Source organism: Limnohabitans sp. MORI2, from assembly GCF_027925025.1.
Classification (GTDB): domain Bacteria; phylum Pseudomonadota; class Gammaproteobacteria; order Burkholderiales; family Burkholderiaceae_C; genus Limnohabitans.
Map to the genome: position 1 here is coordinate 2,437,015 of NZ_AP027058.1, position 20,714 is coordinate 2,457,728.

16 protein-coding genes and 5 tRNA genes are annotated in these 20,714 nt (G+C 53.6%); 1 reads left to right on the forward strand and 20 read right to left on the reverse strand.

Features of this window, described 5'->3' with window-relative positions:
* Positions 1 to 4: 4 nt before the first annotated feature.
* Together QMG27_RS11665 and QMG27_RS11670 are read right to left on the reverse strand one after the other, a co-directional pair.
* Entirely contained in the window at positions 5 to 517 is a 513-nt protein-coding gene (locus QMG27_RS11665) for a methyltransferase domain-containing protein (protein WP_281811500.1), read from the reverse strand.
* 95 nt (positions 518 to 612) lie between these two features.
* Positions 613 to 688 (reverse strand) — tRNA-Phe (locus QMG27_RS11670).
* A gap of 94 nt (positions 689 to 782) precedes the next feature.
* On the opposite strand from QMG27_RS11670, the gene QMG27_RS11675 reads away from it, so the two are divergent.
* On the forward strand, positions 783 to 1,379 hold the full coding sequence (locus QMG27_RS11675) for a hypothetical protein (protein ID WP_281811502.1): 597 nt from the start codon (positions 783 to 785) through the stop codon (positions 1,377 to 1,379).
* A 1-nt stretch (position 1,380) separates the two neighbouring features.
* Here the strand turns inward: QMG27_RS11675 and QMG27_RS11680 are convergent, their stop codons facing one another.
* The 18 genes from QMG27_RS11680 to QMG27_RS11765 form a co-directional block, all read right to left on the reverse strand.
* Positions 1,381 to 2,040, reverse strand: coding sequence for a response regulator (locus tag QMG27_RS11680; protein WP_281811504.1), 660 nt, complete (start codon positions 2,038 to 2,040; stop codon positions 1,381 to 1,383).
* A 21-nt stretch (positions 2,041 to 2,061) separates the two neighbouring features.
* Positions 2,062 to 4,341 (reverse strand): ATP-binding protein, encoded by a 2,280-nt coding sequence (locus QMG27_RS11685; RefSeq protein WP_281811506.1) that lies wholly within the window; start codon positions 4,339 to 4,341, stop codon positions 2,062 to 2,064.
* Positions 4,338 to 4,952 carry a DUF4390 domain-containing protein gene (locus QMG27_RS11690; RefSeq protein WP_281811508.1) on the reverse strand — a complete coding sequence of 205 codons (615 nt, stop codon included), beginning with the start codon at positions 4,950 to 4,952 and terminating at the stop codon, positions 4,338 to 4,340. Before QMG27_RS11690 ends, QMG27_RS11685 begins: the two co-directional genes overlap by 4 nt.
* Before the next feature lies 1 nt (position 4,953).
* Positions 4,954 to 6,294: a 16S rRNA (cytosine(967)-C(5))-methyltransferase RsmB gene (gene rsmB / locus QMG27_RS11695; RefSeq protein ID WP_281811510.1), complete on the reverse strand. Its 1,341-nt coding sequence runs from the start codon at positions 6,292 to 6,294 to the stop codon at positions 4,954 to 4,956.
* Positions 6,291 to 6,848 carry a LemA family protein gene (locus tag QMG27_RS11700; protein ID WP_281811512.1) on the reverse strand — a complete coding sequence of 186 codons (558 nt, stop codon included), beginning with the start codon at positions 6,846 to 6,848 and terminating at the stop codon, positions 6,291 to 6,293. The genes rsmB and QMG27_RS11700 overlap by 4 nt, the downstream gene beginning before the upstream one ends.
* A gap of 74 nt (positions 6,849 to 6,922) precedes the next feature.
* Positions 6,923 to 11,149 carry a DNA-directed RNA polymerase subunit beta' gene (rpoC, locus tag QMG27_RS11705; protein ID WP_281811514.1) on the reverse strand — a complete coding sequence of 1,409 codons (4,227 nt, stop codon included), beginning with the start codon at positions 11,147 to 11,149 and terminating at the stop codon, positions 6,923 to 6,925.
* A gap of 28 nt (positions 11,150 to 11,177) precedes the next feature.
* The gene (rpoB, locus tag QMG27_RS11710) at positions 11,178 to 15,290 is read right to left on the reverse strand and encodes a DNA-directed RNA polymerase subunit beta (protein WP_281811516.1); all 4,113 of its coding nucleotides are present in this window, start codon (positions 15,288 to 15,290) and stop codon (positions 11,178 to 11,180) included.
* Positions 15,291 to 15,548: 258 nt separating this feature from the next.
* The gene (rplL, locus tag QMG27_RS11715) at positions 15,549 to 15,926 is read right to left on the reverse strand and encodes a 50S ribosomal protein L7/L12 (protein ID WP_281811518.1); all 378 of its coding nucleotides are present in this window, start codon (positions 15,924 to 15,926) and stop codon (positions 15,549 to 15,551) included.
* 39 nt (positions 15,927 to 15,965) lie between these two features.
* Complete coding sequence (gene rplJ, locus QMG27_RS11720) at positions 15,966 to 16,466, reverse strand: 50S ribosomal protein L10 (protein WP_281811520.1); 501 nt, start codon at positions 16,464 to 16,466, stop codon at positions 15,966 to 15,968.
* Positions 16,467 to 16,727: 261 nt separating this feature from the next.
* The gene (gene rplA, locus QMG27_RS11725) at positions 16,728 to 17,423 is read right to left on the reverse strand and encodes a 50S ribosomal protein L1 (RefSeq protein WP_281811522.1); all 696 of its coding nucleotides are present in this window, start codon (positions 17,421 to 17,423) and stop codon (positions 16,728 to 16,730) included.
* Position 17,424: 1 nt separating this feature from the next.
* Positions 17,425 to 17,856 (reverse strand): 50S ribosomal protein L11, encoded by a 432-nt coding sequence (gene rplK, locus QMG27_RS11730; protein ID WP_281811524.1) that lies wholly within the window; start codon positions 17,854 to 17,856, stop codon positions 17,425 to 17,427.
* Between the two features lie 112 nt (positions 17,857 to 17,968).
* A complete protein-coding gene (gene nusG, locus QMG27_RS11735) occupies positions 17,969 to 18,565 on the reverse strand; it encodes a transcription termination/antitermination protein NusG (protein WP_281811526.1) in 597 nt (198 codons plus the stop codon).
* Complete coding sequence (gene secE, locus QMG27_RS11740) at positions 18,565 to 18,948, reverse strand: preprotein translocase subunit SecE (protein WP_281811528.1); 384 nt, start codon at positions 18,946 to 18,948, stop codon at positions 18,565 to 18,567. Before secE ends, nusG begins: the two co-directional genes overlap by 1 nt.
* A 99-nt stretch (positions 18,949 to 19,047) precedes the next feature.
* Positions 19,048 to 19,121, reverse strand: a tRNA-Trp gene (locus tag QMG27_RS11745).
* A gap of 24 nt (positions 19,122 to 19,145) precedes the next feature.
* Positions 19,146 to 20,336 (reverse strand): elongation factor Tu, encoded by a 1,191-nt coding sequence (gene tuf, locus QMG27_RS11750; protein WP_281811530.1) that lies wholly within the window; start codon positions 20,334 to 20,336, stop codon positions 19,146 to 19,148.
* 39 nt (positions 20,337 to 20,375) lie between these two features.
* Positions 20,376 to 20,450, reverse strand: a tRNA-Thr gene (locus QMG27_RS11755).
* Between the two features lie 38 nt (positions 20,451 to 20,488).
* Positions 20,489 to 20,562, reverse strand: a tRNA-Gly gene (locus QMG27_RS11760).
* A 63-nt stretch (positions 20,563 to 20,625) separates the two neighbouring features.
* Positions 20,626 to 20,711 (reverse strand) — tRNA-Tyr (locus QMG27_RS11765).
* Between the last annotated feature and the right edge of the window lie 3 nt (positions 20,712 to 20,714).

The following is a 20,714-nucleotide window of genomic DNA, read 5'->3' on the forward strand; positions in this document are numbered from 1 at the left end:
AACGTCACTGGTTATACGCAATCACATTCAAACTGATGGGCACGCCGTATGGCGCAAAACTGCTGGTGTCGTCAAATAAGCCAAATGCATCTACGCGCTTGCATGCAGTAAAGCCAGCAGCACTCAAATAGTTGGCCAAGATGTCAAAGTTAAGACCGATGTAATGGAAATCCCAAGGGTCAACTTGGCCACCAAACATCATGCGCATGACATGAAATTTGCCGTCGAAATCCATCTCTGGATGAAGGAACAAGCGACACAACGTATCTAGGTCAGGCACGCTGATGTAGAGCTCACCATCTGCCTTTAAGAGTCGACGAATGCCACGTAGCGTTTCAACCATGTCCTGCTGCCCAATGTGCTCCAAGATATGAGAGCCATAAATGACGGAACACGAGGCTGTTTGGAATTGCGACAAATCACGAATGTCACCAACAAAATCAACGCCGGGGCCATCCTGAGCATTTAGCAACTTCCAGCCTTCTTTGACTTCCTTACCACCGACATGTAGTTTCATTGTCATCCTTATTGATTGCCATCACTTTTGATGGATTGCCTGCGGACTATACAAAGAAAAACCCCGTAGCTTCTTTCGAAGTTACGGGGTGTATCTGGTGGCCTGGGGCAGAATCGAACTGCCGACACGCGGATTTTCAATCCGCTGCTCTACCAACTGAGCTACCGGGCCGAGAGTTAGATTGTAGCACCCTATGAGGCAGGGATTAAGATGCCCTCTATGAAAAACAGAACTTTCTGCGATTTCAAAGGTTCGCCCGCCCAACATGACCACTCAACAAACTAACACCGCTGGTATTGGCCTCGTCCTCTGGGTTGCGTTGGCAGGTGTTCTATACGCGGCCACGCACATTGCCAACAGTTGGTTATTCAGTCACCTAGAGGTCACAGAGCACATCAGCTTCGTCTATCTACCCAGCTTTCTTCGTTTGTTAAATGTCTTGCTATTGGGTCTTTTGTGGGGCTCACTAGGAACCGCATTTGGCGGCGCTTTGCTTTTCTTTTGGATGAGCGACAGCTTATGGCTCAACATTTGCAACACCGTCATTTCGGCAGGCAGCGCTGCACTGGCCGTGGTGTTGATGCGCTTCATGCAAAAACGCGATTTAGCTCTGACACAACTGAGTGACTTGCTCAAATTAGCGTTGTTCTACGCTTTACTGAATGCCCTCACACACCATTTACTTTGGTCTGCATTAGACACATCACAACTTGTCGATCCTCATCAACTGGCGTACATGGTGATCGGTGATTTGAACGGGGCACTCATTGGCGCGCTCGCCTTGCGCTGGGTAGCACATCACACTCGCATCGTAGACACCGTGCGACAGCGCACGCACGAAGCCTCCGATAAGCAGGACTAAGTTAACCTGCTCGTTTAGCCTTAGACAGATCAACCCCTAGCTGTTTGAGCTTGCGGTACAGATGGGTACGCTCGAGTCCGGTTTTATCGGCCACACGCGTCATCGATCCATTCTCTTGTGTCAAGTGGTATTCAAAGTAGGCGCGTTCAAATGCGTCTCTCGCCTCTCGCAAGGGTTGCTCCAAGTCAAAACTTTGATGGGTTGGCGGCAGCACCACAGCCTGAGGGGCGTTAGACATCGCTGCCACATCTTTACTTTGCGCAACTCCCCCCACTTTCGATGGGGCAGCCATCAAAGGCTTACGCGCCAAACCTTGCTCCACAGCCTTGAGCAGCTTTTGCAGAGTGATGGGTTTTTCCAAGAAGGCTTGCGCACCAATGCGGGTGGCCTCAACCGCCGTGTCAATGGTGGCGTGACCACTCATCATGATGACAGGCATATTCAACAAGCCCGCACCCGCCCATTCTTTGAGCAGGGTCACACCGTCGGTGTCGGGCATCCAAATGTCCAGCAAGACCAAATCAGGACGGGCGGCCTGTCTGGCCAGTCGTGCTTGCGCTGCGTTCTCAGCTACTTCTACGGCATGACCTTCATCGTTGAGGATCTCAAACAGGAGATCACGAATACCCAACTCGTCATCCACCACCAAAATATTTGCCATGTCTTAACTTGTCTCGCTGGATTAAATCAGTTGATTTTGTTGTGATTCTGCAACTTGGAATGATAACGACACTTGCGCCCCAATCACCCGCCCTTGTAATCCACGATTTTTGAGGTCGACACGGGCCGAATGTTCGTCCGCAATTTTCTTCACAACCGCCAATCCCAACCCTGTACCACGGGTTTTGGTGGTTACATACGGCTCAAAGGCACGATTCAAAATTTTGGGTGGAAAACCTGGCCCGTTGTCCCGCACCACCAAGCGGACGCGCCCAGAGGTCGAGACCCATTGCGTTGCAATGGAGACCATTGGATGGGGTTGTCCATCGGTGGCGTCTTGTGCATTTTGTAAAAGGTTGTGCACCACTTGTCGGAGTTGCTGAGCATCCCCCAAGATGATCGGACAAGCGGCATCTAATTGGGCATAAACAGGAACAGCGGCGTTCTCTGTGCCATACAACTGCATCACATCCTGCACCAAGGCATTCAAATCCAAAGGCTTGAGTTCGGCCACTGGCAATCGCGCATAGTCACGAAACTCGTTCACCAAGCGTTTCATGGCATCGACTTGATCCACGATGGTTTTGACGGACTTGTTCAAAATCAACTGCTCTGACTCTTGCAGCTTGCCGCCGAGCTTCATCTCTAAGCGCTCTGCAGACAATTGAATGGGTGTCAATGGGTTCTTAATTTCATGCGCCAAACGGCGAGCCACTTCACCCCAGGCTTGGGCACGTTGGGCAGACACAATTTCAGAAATATCGTCAAAAACGAGCAGACGTCCACTGTTAGGCAAGACGGCTCCACGAGCCAATAAGGTGATGTGTTGCTGCTTATCGTCGGTCAATTGAACGGCCGGACTGATGGCTGTGGCATGCAATTCAAACGATTGCTGCCAATGATCAAGCCCATGTTGGCTACGCTCGCCCAAAAAGCCATCGAACTCGCGGTGCACATGCTCGGCAAACTCAACCAAGCCCTCGATGTCACTCAAAGCACGCCCCTCCCAGGCGGCCAAGGGCACGCGCAAAATGCGCGTGGCACCTGGATTCGATGACTTGATGCGGCCATCCTCCGTCAACACGATGACCCCTGCAGTCAAGTTATCGAGGATGGTTTGCAAATTGGCGCGTGAGGTATGCACCTGCAACATACTTCGATCGACTGCCGCACGCGCGTCTGCCAGTTGTTGCGTCATTTCTGCAAACGAACGCGTCAAACCACCGAGTTCATCGCGTCCTTGCAATGCCGGCTTGGGGCTTAAATTACCTGCAGCTACATCTCGCACACCCTCGGCCAGCATGAGCAGAGGTCGAGCCAACTGATTGCCAATGAGCACCGCCAACAACACGGCACCAAATACGGCCAGAAACAAACTCAAGGTCAAAGTACCGATGTACATGCTGCGCAGTCCATCGCGACCGAGTGCGCGCTCTTGGTACTCGCGGTAAGCCACCTCAACCGCCAGCGCATTACTCACCAAGGTTGGCGGAATGGCTTTGGTCACTTGCAACACGCGCGGCTCAATCAACAACCCCAAACCAGACGGCGCGACCAACACCAACGCGCGAATCCTTGCTTTGGCATTGCCTTGCAATTCAGCCTCATCGAGGCCCTCTATCGCGGTCACGATGTTTTGGGTTTTCACTGCACGCAGCTGCGCTGACGTGGGTCGATCTGGATTGATTTTGTAGCGTGACTCACCGGCACTTGAAATGGCCTGCCCCGTCGTGGTCCACAAAATAACGTCATCCGCATCGAGCTGGTCTTTCATGCGCTCAAGTGCAAGCCCCACAGAGGCATCTGGAAGGTCATTGATTTGCGCACTGGCTGCCCTCGTTTTTTGCCCTAGGTCATTGGCGAGGGTGTCCAGCGTGGTCCGCCCCAAATTCAAACCGGCATCTAACGCCCCCTCCACCTTGACATCGAACCAGCTCTCAATCGAGCGCGATACAAACTGGTATGACACGCTGTAAATCAATAGGCCGGGCAAGAACCCCACCAAGGCAAAAGTTGCCGCGATTTTTAGCAGCAGTCGGCTGCCAAACTTGCCTTCGCGCAGGCGCATCAGCAACCGCGCAGACAACCATGCAATGACACCCATGAGCAGTGTCGCGACCACCACATTCAAGGCGAACAGTTGGCGGTAGTTTTTCTCATAGAGCTCACGGTTATCAGCCGCTTGTGTGAGCAAGAAAAGCAGCACCAGCCCTAGGCCCAAAACCACCGCTGCGCTGATGACCAACAACCACCGCAACTGAAAGCTAGAAAGGCGCGTGCGCTTTTCAGCCAGCTCAATCATGGCGTCAACTCCAATCGCTGTGTTTTACTGAAGCCAATATTCCAATCACTTTGCCCAGTCGCACCAATTTGCAACGGCCGTGGCAATTGTTTGAGATCTAGCTTGAAGTTGATGCTGATGGTCTGCTTCGCCTCTGGGTTGTAGTCGGTTGCATTGGCGATACGCCACTGCACGATACGACGCACAGCTCCCATCGCTTCTTCTGCGCTGTCATAGCTTTGCCCCAAGCTCATGCCTAAGCCAGTCACACTGAATGGTTGCGGAGAAATGTTGACACGCCATCGTCGCGTCAACGGCTGATAAAACAAGCGCACATGACGTTCTGCTTGCGCCACACGCTGGTTGTATACGTACCAACGCTCTTGGGTAATTTCAACCTCTGTGACAAAGTACAAGGTAATCCCTTTGAGCAGCGCATCTTCTAATGCCGAAGGCAGGTCGAATCGCCAATTCGCGCTCATCGACAATGCCGCATCTTGCCGCTCTAGCTTCAGGTCTTGCAACTCAACCGTCGTATACGCTAACGCCAAGTTGGGTATTGCCAGCAGACACACGACCGCGATCAGCACGCAACAACGCTTAGCCCCCTGAAAGCCGCGCAAGGCAAGCATTTCAAGGTGCTGGTATTTTTTCAAACAAAGCGTAATAGAAGCCGTCATGGTCACCAGGCAGATTGTCGGCGAGCTCGGCGGTACTTGTCTCGTTTTGAGGTCTTAAATGCCCGAGAGAGGGCATTAAACGGGCATTGGTGTTGTGTTCAACAAACGTTTTGACTTGGTCATCGCCCTCGGCCTTGAAGACAGAACATGTGCAGTACAGCAATCGCCCACCCGGCTTGACCAACGGCCACAACTGCTTGAGTAAATTTTTCTGAATTGCAGCGAGGTTGTCGATATCCGACTCGCGGCGCAACCAGCGCACATCTGGATGACGTCGCACGATACCCGATGCCGTACAAGGCGCGTCAAGCAAGATCGCATCAAACAGTTGCCCGTCCCACCATGTGCGCGTTTGGGCGGCATCGGCGGCAACCACCGTCGCGACTTTGCCGATACGCTTCAAATTCTGTTGAATTCGTTCACACCTTTGCGGATCGATGTCCAACGCCAGCACCTCACTCTGCTCATTGAGTAGCTCTAGCAAATGCGCAGTTTTTCCACCAGGCGCGGCACAAGCATCCAGCACGCGCAAGCCCGCACGCATCGGCGCAAAGTCTTTCAGCAGTAGTTGCGCCGCGCACTGTGCGGCCGCATCTTGTACCGAACACAGCCCCTCTGAAAAACCGGGAATCTCATGCACATGGGTCGCTTGCGTCAAGACCAAGCCTTGCTCACCCACCGGGTGTGATGCCACGCCTTTCGCTGCCCACATGTCTTGCAAAGCTGAGCGCGAGGTCCGTGACGCATTGACACGCAAGGTCATCGGTGCGGCCTGGTTATTGGTCCGCAAAATTTGTTGCCAATGTTCTGGATGATCTTTTTGCAAGCGCTTGACCCACCAAACCGGATGATTCCAGTGAGCTTGCACATCATGATTCGTGGCTTGAATCAACGCATCACGCTCACGCAAAAATCGACGCAAGCATGCATTCAAAAAATTGGCTTGCATACGCAAATTGCGTGATTTTTTAGCAGCCTCAACAGCCTGATTCACCAAGGTGTGGGGTTCGTAAGGCGCCTGCTCTGAGTCCCATGCCAAGGCCAATGCAGTGCACAACATTGCATCTACCAAGGGTGCAGGCGCACGCGTGGCCAATTGCGCACGCAATGCTTGAGCACGTCCAAGGTGACGCAATGTTTGAAACAACAACGCCTGCACGCCAGGGCGCAAGGCGGGAGATACGCCCTCCAATGCAGTGGTCCCCGAGGCCCCTCGACGCACCTGCGCCAGCGCATGCGCAACGGCTTGTAGCTGCTGCCACAAGGCCACAGGCGCTGATTTGGACTCACTCATGCCAAGATGCGCCCGGGCTTGAACTTGAACGTACGCGCCATCCAATTCGCGGGGAACATGTCAATCGCTTCGTTGTAATTCACTACAGCTTGGTTAAAGCGTTGTAAATCGGGCTGTATAGCGATGCCCAATTCAGTCCAACGTTGCGTCAACTCAGCAGGAACCGAGACATAGTAAACATCGGGATGCGTCAGCGCTTCCCATGCGTCTTGCAAGTCTCGACTGGTTGCCACCAACGCAATTGACGAAGCTGGATCTAGCGGGTGCTCTTGCATGCGGGCCAATGCCATGGCCGATAAATTAGCCGCCACCTGCAACCGCGTCCAATGACTCGCCCCTAACTCGGGTGAGACCGCTGTCTGCCATCCGGAAGGTGATGTCACCGCTGCTGTCGTAGCCTCTTGCACCAAGGCTTGATAGCGCAACATCAGCTCTTCTAGCACGGCGAATTGTTTATTCACGGCTGTGCGTAACCCCACCAAGCGGCGATAGGCCCCCACGCTCCAAAACACCATCAAGGCGACACAAAACCAAAACCACCACGCATCAAGCATGTTGCACTCCTTGTGCTTTGACCGATCCTCCCAAACAACAAAGGCCCTTTCGGGCCTTTGTTGAGAGGGTCGCTTTACGCTTCTTCGCCTGCACCGTGATCAGCTTGAGCCTTTTCCTCAGAAGAGCCTCCGGCCAATTCAGCAGCTTCGGCTTCGGCAATGGCGCGGCGCTCGGCATCGTCCATCGCGTCTTTCACCTTGCGGGCCTTGTGGTACGCCAAACCAGAACCGGCCGGGATCAAACGACCCACGATGACGTTTTCCTTCAAGCCGCGCAATTCGTCGCGCTTGCCCATGATGGCCGCTTCGGTCAACACACGTGTGGTTTCTTGGAAAGAAGCCGCAGAGATGAACGAGTCGGTCGACAACGAGGCCTTCGTGATACCCAACAACAAGTTGGTGTAAGTCGCTGGCACTTTGCCGTCTTTGAGCAAGGCTTCGTTGGTATTGAGGATCTCGGAGCGTTCCACTTGTTCGCCAGCGATGTAGTTGGAATCACCCACGCTCTCGACCACCACGCGACGCAGCATCTGACGCACGATCACTTCAATGTGCTTGTCGTTGATCTTCACGCCTTGCAAGCGGTAAACGTCTTGCACTTCGTCGACGATGTAGCGAGACAGCTCTTCGATACCCAACAAACGCAAGATGTCTTGTGGATCGGCTGGGCCGTCCACCACGCTCTCGCCCTTGTTGACCACCTGGCCTTCGTGCACCAAGATGTTTTTCTCTTTGGGCACGAGTTCTTCCCAGACCTTGCCTTCTGGATCGGTGATCTGCAAACGAACCTTGCCTTTGGTTTCTTTACCGAAGGACACAGTACCGGTCATCTCGGCCAACACACCTTTGTCTTTGGGTGAACGGGCTTCGAAGAGTTCGGCCACACGTGGCAAACCGCCGGTAATGTCGCGGGTCTTTTGACCTTCGACAGGGATACGCGCCAAGACTTCGCCTGGGCCCACATCTTGACCATCGCGCACTTGAATCAACGCACCGATTTGGAAGCCAATCGTCACCGCGTGGTCAGTGCCAGGGATCTTGACTTCTTTGCCAGACGCATCAATCAATTTGACCTGTGGGCGAACCACTTTGGTAGAGCCGCGACGTTTGGGGTCAATCACCACCAAGGTAGACAAGCCAGTGACTTCGTCCACTTGCTTGGCCACGGTGAGGCCTTCTTCCACGTTCTCGAATTTCACCTGACCGGCGTATTCGGTAATGATGGGGCGGGTCAATGGATCCCAGTTAGCCAAGATGGTGCCAGCCTTGATAGTTTGGTCCGCCTTGACGGTCAGGGTCGCACCATAAGGCACTTTGTGACGCTCACGCTCACGGCCATGTTCGTCATGAATGACGATTTCACCAGAACGAGAAATCACCACCAATTCACCCTTGGTGTTGGACACATAACGCATGGTGGCATTGAAACCAATCACACCATTCGACTTAGCTTCCACGCTGGAGGCCACAGCCGCACGCGACGCAGCACCACCGATGTGGAACGTACGCATGGTCAGCTGGGTACCTGGTTCGCCGATGGACTGCGCAGCGATCACGCCCACAGCTTCACCGTTATTGACCAAGCCACCGCGACCCAAGTCACGGCCATAGCACATCGCGCACAAGCCAAAACGTGTTTCGCAGTTCAGTGCTGTGCGCACTTTCACTTCATCCACGCCTGCGGCTTCGATTTCGTCGATGGTGTCTTCGTCCAACATGACGCCAGCCTTGATCAACACAGCACGTGTTTCAGGGTTGATCACGTCTTCTGCCGCCACGCGACCCAAGATACGTTCGCGCAGTGATTCAATCACTTCACCGCCTTCAACGATGGCGCGCATCAAGGTACCGTTTTGTGTACCGCAATCATCTTCAGTCACCACCAAGTCTTGGGTCACGTCAACCAAACGACGTGTCAAGTAACCGGAGTTCGCTGTCTTCAACGCTGTGTCGGCCAGACCCTTACGTGCACCGTGGGTGGAAATAAAGTACTGCAACACGTTCAGACCTTCACGGAAGTTCGCCGTGATGGGGGTCTCAATGATGGAACCGTCAGGCTTAGCCATCAGACCACGCATACCGGCCAACTGACGAATCTGAGCGGCAGAACCGCGAGCGCCAGAGTCGGCCATCATGTAAATGGCGTTGAACGATTCTTGTTCGACTTCATTGCCGTGACGGTCGATGGTCTTCTCTTTGCGGAGTTGGTCCATCATCACCTTTGACACGGCGTCACCCGCCTTACCCCAGATGTCAACCACCTTGTTGTAACGCTCGCCAGAAGTCACCAAACCGGACACGTATTGCTGTTCGATGTCTTTGACTTCTTTTTCAGAGGCGCTGATGATGGCGTGCTTCTCTGGTGGCACCAACATGTCGTCGATGGCAATCGAGATACCGGCACGTGTAGCCAAACGGAAACCGTTTTGCAACAGCTTGTCAGCGAACACCACAGTGTCTTTCAAACCGCACTTGCGGAACGCGACGTTGATGAGCTTAGAAATTTCTTTCTTCTTCAACGCTTTGTTGATGACTTCGAAAGGCAAGCCCTTGGGCAAGATCTCAGACAGCAAGGCACGGCCCACGGTGGTGTCCACCAGCTTGGTCGCCTCGGTGAATTCACCGGTTTGTTTGTCTTTGGTCCACTCGGTGATACGCACGCTGACCTTGGCAGTCAACTCGACCACACCGGCGTCCAACGCGCGTTGTACTTCGGCCACGTTGGCAAACACCAAGCCTTCGCCCTTGCCGTTGATACGGTCACGGGTGGCGTAGTACAAGCCCAACACCACGTCTTGTGAAGGCACGATAGAGGGTTCGCCAGATGCGGGGAACAACACGTTGTTCGAAGCGAGCATCAAGGTACGGGCTTCCATCTGTGCTTCCACAGACAAAGGCACGTGAACGGCCATTTGGTCACCGTCGAAGTCGGCGTTAAACGCTGAACAGACGAGTGGGTGCAGCTGAATCGCTTTACCTTCGATCAAGATCGGCTCGAACGCTTGAATACCCAAGCGGTGCAGCGTAGGCGCACGGTTCAACATCACGGGGTGCTCTTTGATCACCTCTTCCAAGATATCCCACACCACGGCGGAGCCGGATTCGACTTCTTTCTTCGCAGCCTTGATCGTGGTCGCGATGCCCATGGCTTCGAGACGCGAGAAGATGAAAGGCTTGAACAACTCAAGCGCCATCAACTTGGGCAAACCGCACTGGTGCAGCTTGAGAGTTGGGCCCACGGTAATCACGGAACGACCAGAGTAGTCGACGCGCTTACCCAACAAGTTTTGACGGAAACGACCGCTCTTACCTTTGATCATGTCAGCCAATGACTTCAAGGCGCGCTTGTTAGCGCCTGTCATGGCCTTGCCGCGACGACCGTTGTCCAGCAAGCTGTCCACGGACTCTTGCAACATACGCTTTTCGTTGCGAGCAATGATTTCTGGCGCCTTCAGTTCGAGCAAACGACGCAGACGGCTGTTACGGTTGATCACGCGACGGTACAAGTCGTTGAGGTCAGAGGTCGCAAAACGACCGCCATCCAGCGGCACCAATGGACGCAAATCAGGTGGCAACACGGGCAAGACAGACAACACCATCCACTCGGGCTTGATGCCAGACTTCTTGAACGCTTCCATCAATTTCAAACGCTTGGCGTTCTTCTTGATCTTGAGTTCTGAGCCAGTCAGGTCGTTGCGCAGCTTCTCGATTTCAACGTCGAGGTCGAGGCCTTCGAGCAAGTCCTTGATACCTTCAGCGCCCATCTTGGCGACGAATTCGTCACCGTACTCCACCACTTTGGCTTCGTAGTCGTCTTCCGACATGATGGCGAATTTCTTCAAAGGTGTCATGCCGGGGTCGGTCACGACGTATGCTTCAAAGTACAGCACGCGTTCGATGTCACGCAAGGTCATGTCGAGCACGAGGCCCAAACGAGATGGCAATGACTTCAAGAACCAGATGTGGGCGCAAGGTGCGGCCAGGTCGATGTGACCCATGCGCTCGCGACGCACTTTGGTTTGTGTGACTTCAACGCCGCACTTCTCGCAAATCACGCCACGGTGTTTTAGGCGTTTGTATTTGCCGCACAAGCATTCGTAGTCTTTGATTGGGCCAAAGATCTTGGCGCAAAACAGACCATCGCGCTCAGGCTTGAAGGTACGGTAGTTGATGGTTTCTGGCTTTTTCACTTCACCGAAAGACCATGAACGGATCTTCTCGGGAGAAGCCATGCCGATCTTGATGGCATCGAAATGCTCATCGGGTGTGAATTGCTTGAACAGGTCGAGTAATGATTTCATTTTTTAAATCCTTATGTAGTCCAAGCGATTAAGAGCGGTCCAACTCAATGTCGATACCCAAGGAACGAATTTCCTTGACCAACACGTTGAACGATTCGGGCATGCCCGCTTCGATCGAGTGCTCGCCTTTGACAATGCTCTCGTACACCTTGGTACGGCCTTGCACGTCGTCGGACTTGACGGTGAGCATTTCTTGCAGGGTGTAAGAGGCACCGTAAGCTTCCAAAGCCCACACCTCCATCTCACCGAAACGCTGACCACCGAACTGAGCCTTACCACCCAGCGGTTGCTGTGTGACCAAGCTGTATGGGCCAGTAGAACGTGCGTGCATCTTGTCGTCAACCAAATGGTGGAGCTTCAAGAAGTGCATGTAACCGATAGTGGTGGGACGCTCGAAAGCTTCACCCGTACGACCATCAAACAAGTGCGCTTGTGTACGTGTGGCGGTCAGACCTTTCGCCTTGGCGATGTCATCTGGGTACGCCAACTTCAACATGGCACGGATGTCTTCTTCTGCAGCGCCGTCGAACACGGGAGTTGCAAAAGGCACACCGTTGGTCAAGTTGCCAGCCATCTCGACGATTTGCGCGTCATTGAGCTTGCTCAGATCTTCTTTGCGGCCTGAACCGTTGTACAACTCTTCCATGAAGCTGCGGATTTCGGCGGCTTTGGCTTCTGCTTGGAGCATGTTGCCAATGCGTTGACCGATACCTTTACCAGCCCAACCCAAGTGAACTTCCAGCACCTGACCCACGTTCATACGTGAAGGAACGCCCAAGGGGTTCAACACGATGTCGCAAGGTGTGCCGTCGGCCATGTAAGGCATGTCTTCGACCGGAACGATCTTGGACACCACACCTTTGTTACCGTGACGACCGGCCATCTTGTCACCAGGCTGCAAGCGACGCTTGACGGCCAAGTAGACCTTAACCATCTTCAACACGCCTGCTGGCAACTCGTCGCCTTGTGTCAACTTCTTGCGCTTCTCTTCGAAAGCCAAATCGAAGCTGTGACGGGTTTGTTCCATCGCGTTCTTGATGCTTTCCAACTGGCTTGCAGTTTCTTCATCAGAAGGACGGATGTCGAACCAGTGGAACTTCTCGACAGAAGCCAAATAGGCCTTGTCGATCTTGCTGCCCTTGGCCAACTTGTTAGGACCACCGTTGGCAGTTTTGCCGTTCAAGAGTTTTTCGATACGGTCAAACGCGTCAGCTTCCACGATGCGGAGCTGGTCGTTCAAGTCGAGACGGAAACGCTTGAGTTCGTCATCAATAATTTGCTGAGCACGTTTGTCGCGCTGGATGCCTTCACGGGTGAAGACTTGCACGTCGATGACCGTACCTTGCGAACCTTGGCTCACGCGCAGTGATGTGTCTTTCACGTCGCTGGCTTTTTCGCCGAAGATCGCGCGCAACAGTTTCTCTTCTGGCGTGAGTGTGGTTTCGCCTTTTGGCGTGACCTTGCCGACCAGTGTGTCGCCGGGTTGCACTTCTGCACCCACGTAGATGATGCCGGAGTCATCCAAACGGTTGAGTTGTTGCTCAGCCAAATTAGGAATATCGCGTGTGATTTCTTCCGCGCCCAACTTGGTGTCACGTGCCATCACCACGAGTTCTTCGATGTGAATCGAGGTGTAGCGGTCTTCTGCCACCACGCGCTCGCTGATCAAGATCGAGTCTTCGAAGTTGTAGCCGTTCCAAGGCATGAAGGCGATCAGCATGTTTTGACCGATGGCGATTTCGCCCAGGTCAGTTGAAGCGCCGTCAGCAATCACGTCACCCTTAGCAATCTTGTCGCCACGCTTGACGATCGGACGCTGATGGATGTTTGTGTTTTGGTTGGAACGTTGGTACTTGATGAGGTTGTAGATGTCTACGCCCACTTCGCCAGCTTGCGCTTCAGCGTCGTTCACGCGAACCACCACGCGGGTGGCGTCCACATAGTCAACCACGCCGCCACGGTTGGCAGTCACCACCGTGCCAGAGTCGACCGCAGCAACGCGCTCGATACCGGTACCGACCATGGGTTTTTCAGGACGCAACACAGGCACGGCTTGGCGTGACATGTTGGCACCCATCAACGCGCGGTTCGCGTCATCGTGCTCGAGGAACGGAACCAAAGATGCCGCCACTGACACGATCTGCGCTGGAGACACGTCCATGTATTGGATGCGCTCTGCGCCGCACAAAATAGATTCGCCGTTTTCACGGGCAGACACCAAGTCGCCAGTCAGCTTGCCGTCTTTGTCCAAAGCCGCGTTGGCCTGAGCGATGACGTATTTGCCTTCTTCGATGGCGGACAAATAGTCGATGTCCATCGTCACTTTGCCATCGACCACGCGACGGTAAGGTGTTTCGATGAAGCCGTACTCGTTCAAGCGGGCATACAAAGCCAGAGAGTTGATCAAACCAATGTTTGGACCTTCTGGTGTTTCGATAGGACACACGCGACCGTAGTGGGTCACGTGCACGTCACGGACTTCAAAGCCTGCGCGTTCGCGTGTCAAACCGCCTGGGCCCAAAGCTGAAACACGACGCTTGTGCGTAATCTCAGCCAATGGGTTGGTTTGGTCCATGAACTGAGACAACTGTGATGCGCCGAAGAACTCTTTGAGCGCAGCAGAGATGGGCTTGGAGTTGATCAAGTCGTGAGGCATCAAAGGCTCTTGCTCGGCTTGACCCAAACGCTCTTTCACGGCTTTTTCGATACGTGCCAAACCTGTGCGGTATTGGTTTTCGGCCAATTCGCCCACGCAACGCACACGACGGTTACCCAAGTGGTCGATGTCGTCCACTTCGCCACGGCCGTTACGCAAGTCGACCAAGATCTTCACGACAGACAAGATGTCGTCGTTGGTCAGCACCATGGGACCTGTAGAGTCTGTTGCGCCGACTTTGGCGTTGAACTTCATACGACCCACGCGCGACAAATCGTACGTGTCTGGGTTGTAGAACAAACGTTGGAACAAGGCTTGCACCGCATCTTCGGTCGGTGGCTCGCCAGGGCGCATCATGCGATAGATGGCCACGCGCGCTGCGAATTCGTCCACAGTTTCGTCTGTGCGCAAAGTTTGCGAAATGTACGCACCTTGGTCGAGTTCGTTGGTGTAGATACATTGCAGTTCTTGCACACCGGCTTCGCGCAATTTCTTGAGCAAGGCTTCTGTCAACTCATCGTTGGCACGGGCAATCAACTCGCCGGTGTCGCTGTCGATGATGTTCTTGGCCAACACGCGGCCAATGAGGAAGTCTTCAGGCACGCTGATGTGCGTGGTTTTGCTTTCGTCCAACTCGCGGGTGTGACGTGCTGTCACGCGCTTGTCTTTGGCAACGATCACTTTGCCGGCTTTGTCAGTGATGTCAAAGCGAGCCACTTCACCGCGCAGACGCTCAGCCACAAATTCCATTTGGGCGCCGCTGTCCATCAAGCGGAAGTTGTCGTTCACGAAGAAGTTCGCGAGGATGGTTTCTGGTGTCAAGCCGATGGCTTTCAACAGAATTGTGACGGGCATTTTGCGACGACGGTCGACGCGGAAGTACAGCAAGTCTTTGGGGTCGAATTCGAAGTCGAGCCATGAACCGCGGTAAGGAATGATGCGTGCGCTGAACAACAATTTGCCAGAGCTGTGGGTCTTACCCTTGTCGTGTTCGAAGAACACGCCAGGTGAGCGGTGCAACTGAGACACGATCACGCGCTCAGTACCGTTGATGATGAAGGAACCTTTGTCAGTCATCAAAGGCACTTCGCCCATGTAGACCTCTTGCTCTTTCACTTCCTTGACCACTTTGGACTGTGGTGTTGAAGACTCACGGTCATAAATGATGAGTTGCACGCGGGCGCGCACAGCTGAAGAGAAAGTCAAACCGCGGGTTTGGCATTCACGCACATCAAAGGCGGGTTTGGCCAAGTTGTATTCGAGATATTTCATCTCGACAAAACCGTTGTGCGACACGATAGGGAAAGCAGCTTCAAAAGCAGCTTGCAAACCATCGTTGGTACGCTTTTTAGGTGGGGTGTCAGCTTGCAAGAACGCGGTGTACGCGTCTTTTTGCATTTGCAACAAATATGGAATTTCCAGCACGCTGTCGCGGCTGCCGAAACTCTTGCGGATGCGCTTGCGTTCGGTATATGTATAGGCCATGAGATCTCCGGGCTTGATCTTTCAAAACTGTTGCTGCATGCGATGTCGACTTCGCATGCAACGGGCTTGGCGGCTGGCCTCTACCAGCGTTGGCGGACGGTTGCGCATTGCACGCAACCCGAACCAAGGCATCTTCTGCAGTTGGGGTCAGAAGACACTCAAAAGAAGGTTGATTTCAACCCGCTCATGGGTGCGCTCTGTAAGCACAGAAGGCTGGAGGCCCTTTGCAGGGCACTCCAGCCTCGAAGGTGAACCGAATTACTTCAGTTCAACCTTAGCACCAGCTTCTTCGAGCTTCTTCTTAGCGGCTTCAGCGTCAGCCTTAGAAGCGCCTTCTTTCACAGCCTTTGGAGCGCCGTCAACCATGTCTTTGGCTTCTTTCAAGCCCAGACCGGTGATTTCGCGAACTGCTTTAATCACGGACACTTTGTTTGCGCCAGCGTCTGTCAACACAACGTTGAATTCAGACTTCTCTTCGCCACCAGCAGCAGCGCCACCAGCGCCACCAGCTGCAGGAGCTGCCATAGCAGCTGCGCTCACGCCAAACTTCTCTTCGATGGCTTTCACCAAGTCGTTGAGTTCCAAGACCGTCATGCTGTCGAGCGCGGTCAAAAATGCGTCTTTATCGAATGCCATTTTTATTTCCTAACAATTAGTTAAAACACAAGCTGCGCATTAAGCGGCAGCTGCTTCGCCTTTTTGGGCCGCCAAAGCACCCAACACCACTGCGGTGCGGGAAATAGGCGACTTCATCAAGCCACACAACTGAGCCAACAACACTTCTTTCGAAGGGATGCTTGCCAATTGCTTAACGCCATTAGCGTCCATCGCTTTGCCACCGTAAACGCCAGCACGGATCACCAACTTGTCGTTGGTTTTCGCGAACTCAGCCACCACCTTAGCGGCAGCGATTGCGTCAACAGAGAAGCCATAGATCAGCGGGCCGGTCATCTGGTCTGCCACCACTTCGAATGAGCTACCAGTCACAGCACGGCGTGCGAGTGTGTTTTTCAACACGCTCAGGCTCACACCATTGCTACGCGCTTGGTTGCGCAATTTAGTCATGTCAGCGACCGTGATGCCGCGGTATTCCGCAATCACCAGCGTTTGAGCTTGGGCGGCGAGGTTGGTCACTTCTGAAATGACCGCTTCTTTCTCACTGCGATTCAGACTCAAGGTCTACTCCTTTAAATGTGTCGTCAAGCATTTGCTCGTTGACACGCCACTTTTGCAGCGACCTAACTGTCAGGAAGAATTCCGTCTAGCGGGATCGCCATCTGCGTTGGTCATTCGATTAAGTGAAGTCAAGCTTCACACCAACGGTCTTGGATGGCCTGAGCAACCTTGAAGAGTTGCTTCAGCCCACCACTTCGGGCAACGTTTTCACGTCACCCAAATTTTGCAAGCGCCAAAAAGCGCTTGACTTGACCTCGTCGCTTAAGCGCCGACGGTTTGCACATCCACGCGCACGCCCACACCCATGGTGGAGGACACGGCGACTTTGCGCAGGTAAACACCTTTGCTAGAAGCTGGCTTGGCTTTGTTCAAAGCTTCAACCAACGCAGCCAAGTTGCCTTGCAACTTGTCGGTGTCGAATGAACGACGACCGATGGTGGTGTGCACGATACCGGCCTTGTCAACGCGGAACTGGACTTGACCAGCTTTGGCGTTTTTCACAGCTGTCGCAACGTCTGGCGTCACTGTGCCGACTTTGGGGTTAGGCATCAGACCGCGTGGGCCCAAGATTTGACCCAAAGTACCCACCACGCGCATGGCGTCAGGGGCTGCAATCACGATGTCAAAAGGCATGTCGCCAGCTTTGACCTGCGCGGCCAAGTCGTCCATACCCACCACGTCAGCACCAGCGGCTTTCGCTTCTTCAGCTTTAGCGCCTTGTGCGAACACAGCCACACGAGCAGTTTTACCTGTACCGTTTGGCAACACGACAGCGCCGCGCACCACTTGGTCAGATTTCTTAGCATCGATACCGAGCTGCACAGCCACGTCGATAGATTCATCGAACTTGGCAGTGGCGCATTCTTTGACGATGCTCAAAGCATCAGCCAAGGCGTACAACTTCGTTGTTTCAACTTTACCCACGAGGGCTTTTTGTTTTTTAGTCAACTTAGCCATTTCACACGCCCTCCACAGTCACGCCCATCGAACGGGCAGAGCCGGCGATGATGCGAACAGCTGCGTCTAAGTCTGCAGCGTTCAAGTCTTCCATCTTGGTTTTGGCGATCTCTTCGAGCTGAGCGCGAGTGATCTTGCCTACCTTGTCGACGTGAGGACGTGAAGAACCTTTGTCGAGCTTGATGGCCTTCTTGATCAAGGTGGTCGCTGGAGGCGTCTTGATGATGAAGGTGAAGGATTTATCTGCAAACGCAGTGATCACCACTGGCAATGGCAGACCTGGCTCAACGCCTTGGGTCTGGGCGTTGAACGCCTTGCAGAATTCCATGATGTTCAAACCACGTTGGCCCAATGCGGGACCAATGGGTGGCGATGGATTTGCCTTACCAGCTGGCACTTGCAGCTTGATAAAACCGACGATTTTTTTCGCCATACTTTTCTCCTTGCGGGTACAAACGTTCTTGCGAACTCCCCGGGGTTAACGACTCACTTCAAAAGCTTGGCACCGAGTCGGGAAGCACCAAACCACAAAACTTTGAACCAGATTAAGTTTTCTCGATCTGGCTGAATTCCAATTCCACAGGCGTTGCACGACCGAAGATGGTGACCGAGACGCGCACTTTGCTCTTCTCGTAGTTGACCTCTTCGACAGAGCCGTTGAAGTCTGTGAACGGACCTTCTTTGACGCGCACCAACTCACCCACCATGAACTCAATCTTGTGACGAGGCTTCTCTGCACCGTCTTGCATTTGGCTCACGATCTTCTGCACTTCAGACTCAGAAATGGGCGCAGGACGGTTCTTTGCCCCCCCCACAAAACCTGTCACCTTGTTGGTGTGCTTCACCAAGTGCCAAGTGTCGTCATCCATCACCATTTCAACGAAGACGTAGCCAGGGAAAAACTTGCGCTCAGCCGTACGACGCTGACCGTTTTTCATTTCCACCACTTCTTCGGTAGGCACCAAGATGCGACCGAATTTGTTTTCCATGCCAGCGCGCGTGATGCTCTCACGGATATTGCGTTCAACCGCCTTTTCCATACCAGAGTAGGCATGCACCACGTACCAACGCAAATCAGGATTCACAGAGGCAGATGGTGCTGAAGCCGCATTCGCTGCGGCGTTGTCGAGGATGTCGCTCATTATTTTTTCCAGCCCAGAATCAGGTCGTAAAACACCCACTCAAGGGTTTTATCGGTCAGCCACAAAAACAGCGCCATGATCACCACAAAGGCAAACACATACAAAGTCATTTGGGTGGACTCTTTACGAGTTGGCCAAACAACCTTGTTGACTTCACGCCACGCATCACCACCAAAAGCCACCAACTGGCGACCAGGCAACGACAACAAGAACACCACCACAGCAGCCACCAAGCCGCCCACCAATGTCAACCATTGAACAATGGGACCTTGCGCAGTCAACGTGTAAAAACCGCCCAAGGCAGCCACGACCAAAGCCACAACCAAGACCAGCTTGGCCTTGTCGGCGGTCGTTGAGACGTTTTCAATATTTGCTGCAGACATGGATAAGGGTTTTCCTGTACCGTTTTTTATGCGTTTGTTAAGACACCGAAGCCCGCCATCATGGCGGGCTTGGTAAACCACAGAGCTTTAAGCCTTTAGTGGCAGGGGCGGAGGGAATCGAACCCCCATCGACGGTTTTGGAAACCGCAACTTTACCACTAAGCTACGCCCCTAAATCTAGCGCTTAAATTTGTGAATTAGGCGATGATTTTGGCAACCACACCAGCGCCAACAGTCTTACCGCCTTCGCGGATAGCGAAGCGCAAGCCTTCTTCCATCGCAATGGGGTGGATCAACTTCACAGTGATCGACACGTTGTCACCAGGCATCACCATCTCTTTGCCTTCTGGCAACTCGATAGCACCTGTCACGTCAGTCGTACGGAAGTAGAACTGGGGACGGTAGTTGTTGAAGAATGGGGTGTGGCGGCCGCCTTCGTCTTTGCTCAACACATAGATCTCAGCTGTGAAGTGAGTGTGTGGCTTGACTGAACCTGGCTTGCACAACACTTGACCGCGCTGCACGTCTTCGCGCTTTGTACCGCGCAACAAGATACCCACGTTGTCACCAGCTTGACCTTGGTCCAACAACTTGCGGAACATCTCAACGCCAGTACAGGTGGTCTTGACGGTGTCAACGATACCCACGATTTCGATTTCTTCGCCGACTTTGATCACACCGCGCTCAACGCGACCGGTCACCACAGTACCGCGGCCAGAGATGGAGAACACGTCTTCCACTGGCATCAAGAAGTTGCCGTCCACAGCGCGCTCAGGCGTTGGGATGTAGCTGTCCAAAGCAGCAGCCAACTTCAGAATGGCTTCTTCGCCCAATGGGCCTTTGTCGCCTTCGAGGGCCAGCTTGGCTGAACCTTGAACGATTGGCGTGTCGTCGCCTGGGAAGTCGTACTTAGACAGGAGTTCGCGAACTTCCATCTCAACCAATTCCAACAACTCAGCGTCGTCCACCATGTCGCACTTGTTCAAGAACACGATGATGTAAGGCACGCCCACTTGACGAGCCAACAAGATGTGCTCGCGAGTTTGTGGCATGGGGCCGTCAGCAGCAGAACACACCAAGATAGCGCCGTCCATTTGAGCCGCGCCAGTGATCATGTTTTTCACATAGTCAGCGTGGCCAGGGCAGTCCACGTGCGCATAGTGACGTGTTTCTGTTTCGTATTCAACGTGAGCGGTGTTGATGGTAATACCGCGTGCTTTTTCTTCAGGAGCCGCGTCGATTTGGTCGTAAGCCTTCGCTTCGCCGCCAAACTTGGTCGACAGGATCGTGGTGATCGCAGCTGTCAGTGTTGTCTTGCCATGGTCCACGTGACCAATCGTGCCAACGTTGACGTGCGGTTTGGTACGTTCAAACTTACCTTTTGCCATTTCTCGACTCCGAAAAAAATAGGTGAATCACAAAAAATCTGGTGCCCTTGGCGGGAATCGGACCCGCGACCTCTCCCTTACCAAGGGAGTGCTCTACCACTGAGCCACAAGGGCAAACATTGATCGCCAATCAATCCGTTGAAAACCACAGGTGGAGCGGGAGACGGGAATCGAACCCGCGTCATTAGCTTGGAAGGCTAGGGTTCTACCATTGAACTACTCCCGCATCAGATCAGAAAAGATCGTCACAGTTGCAGGCCTACCGGCACTTCTACTTGTTGGTTTTCGCTGGTGGAGGGGACTGGATTCGAACCAGTGTAGGCGTAAGCCAACAGATTTACAGTCTGCCCCCTTTAGCCACTCGGGCACCCCTCCGGC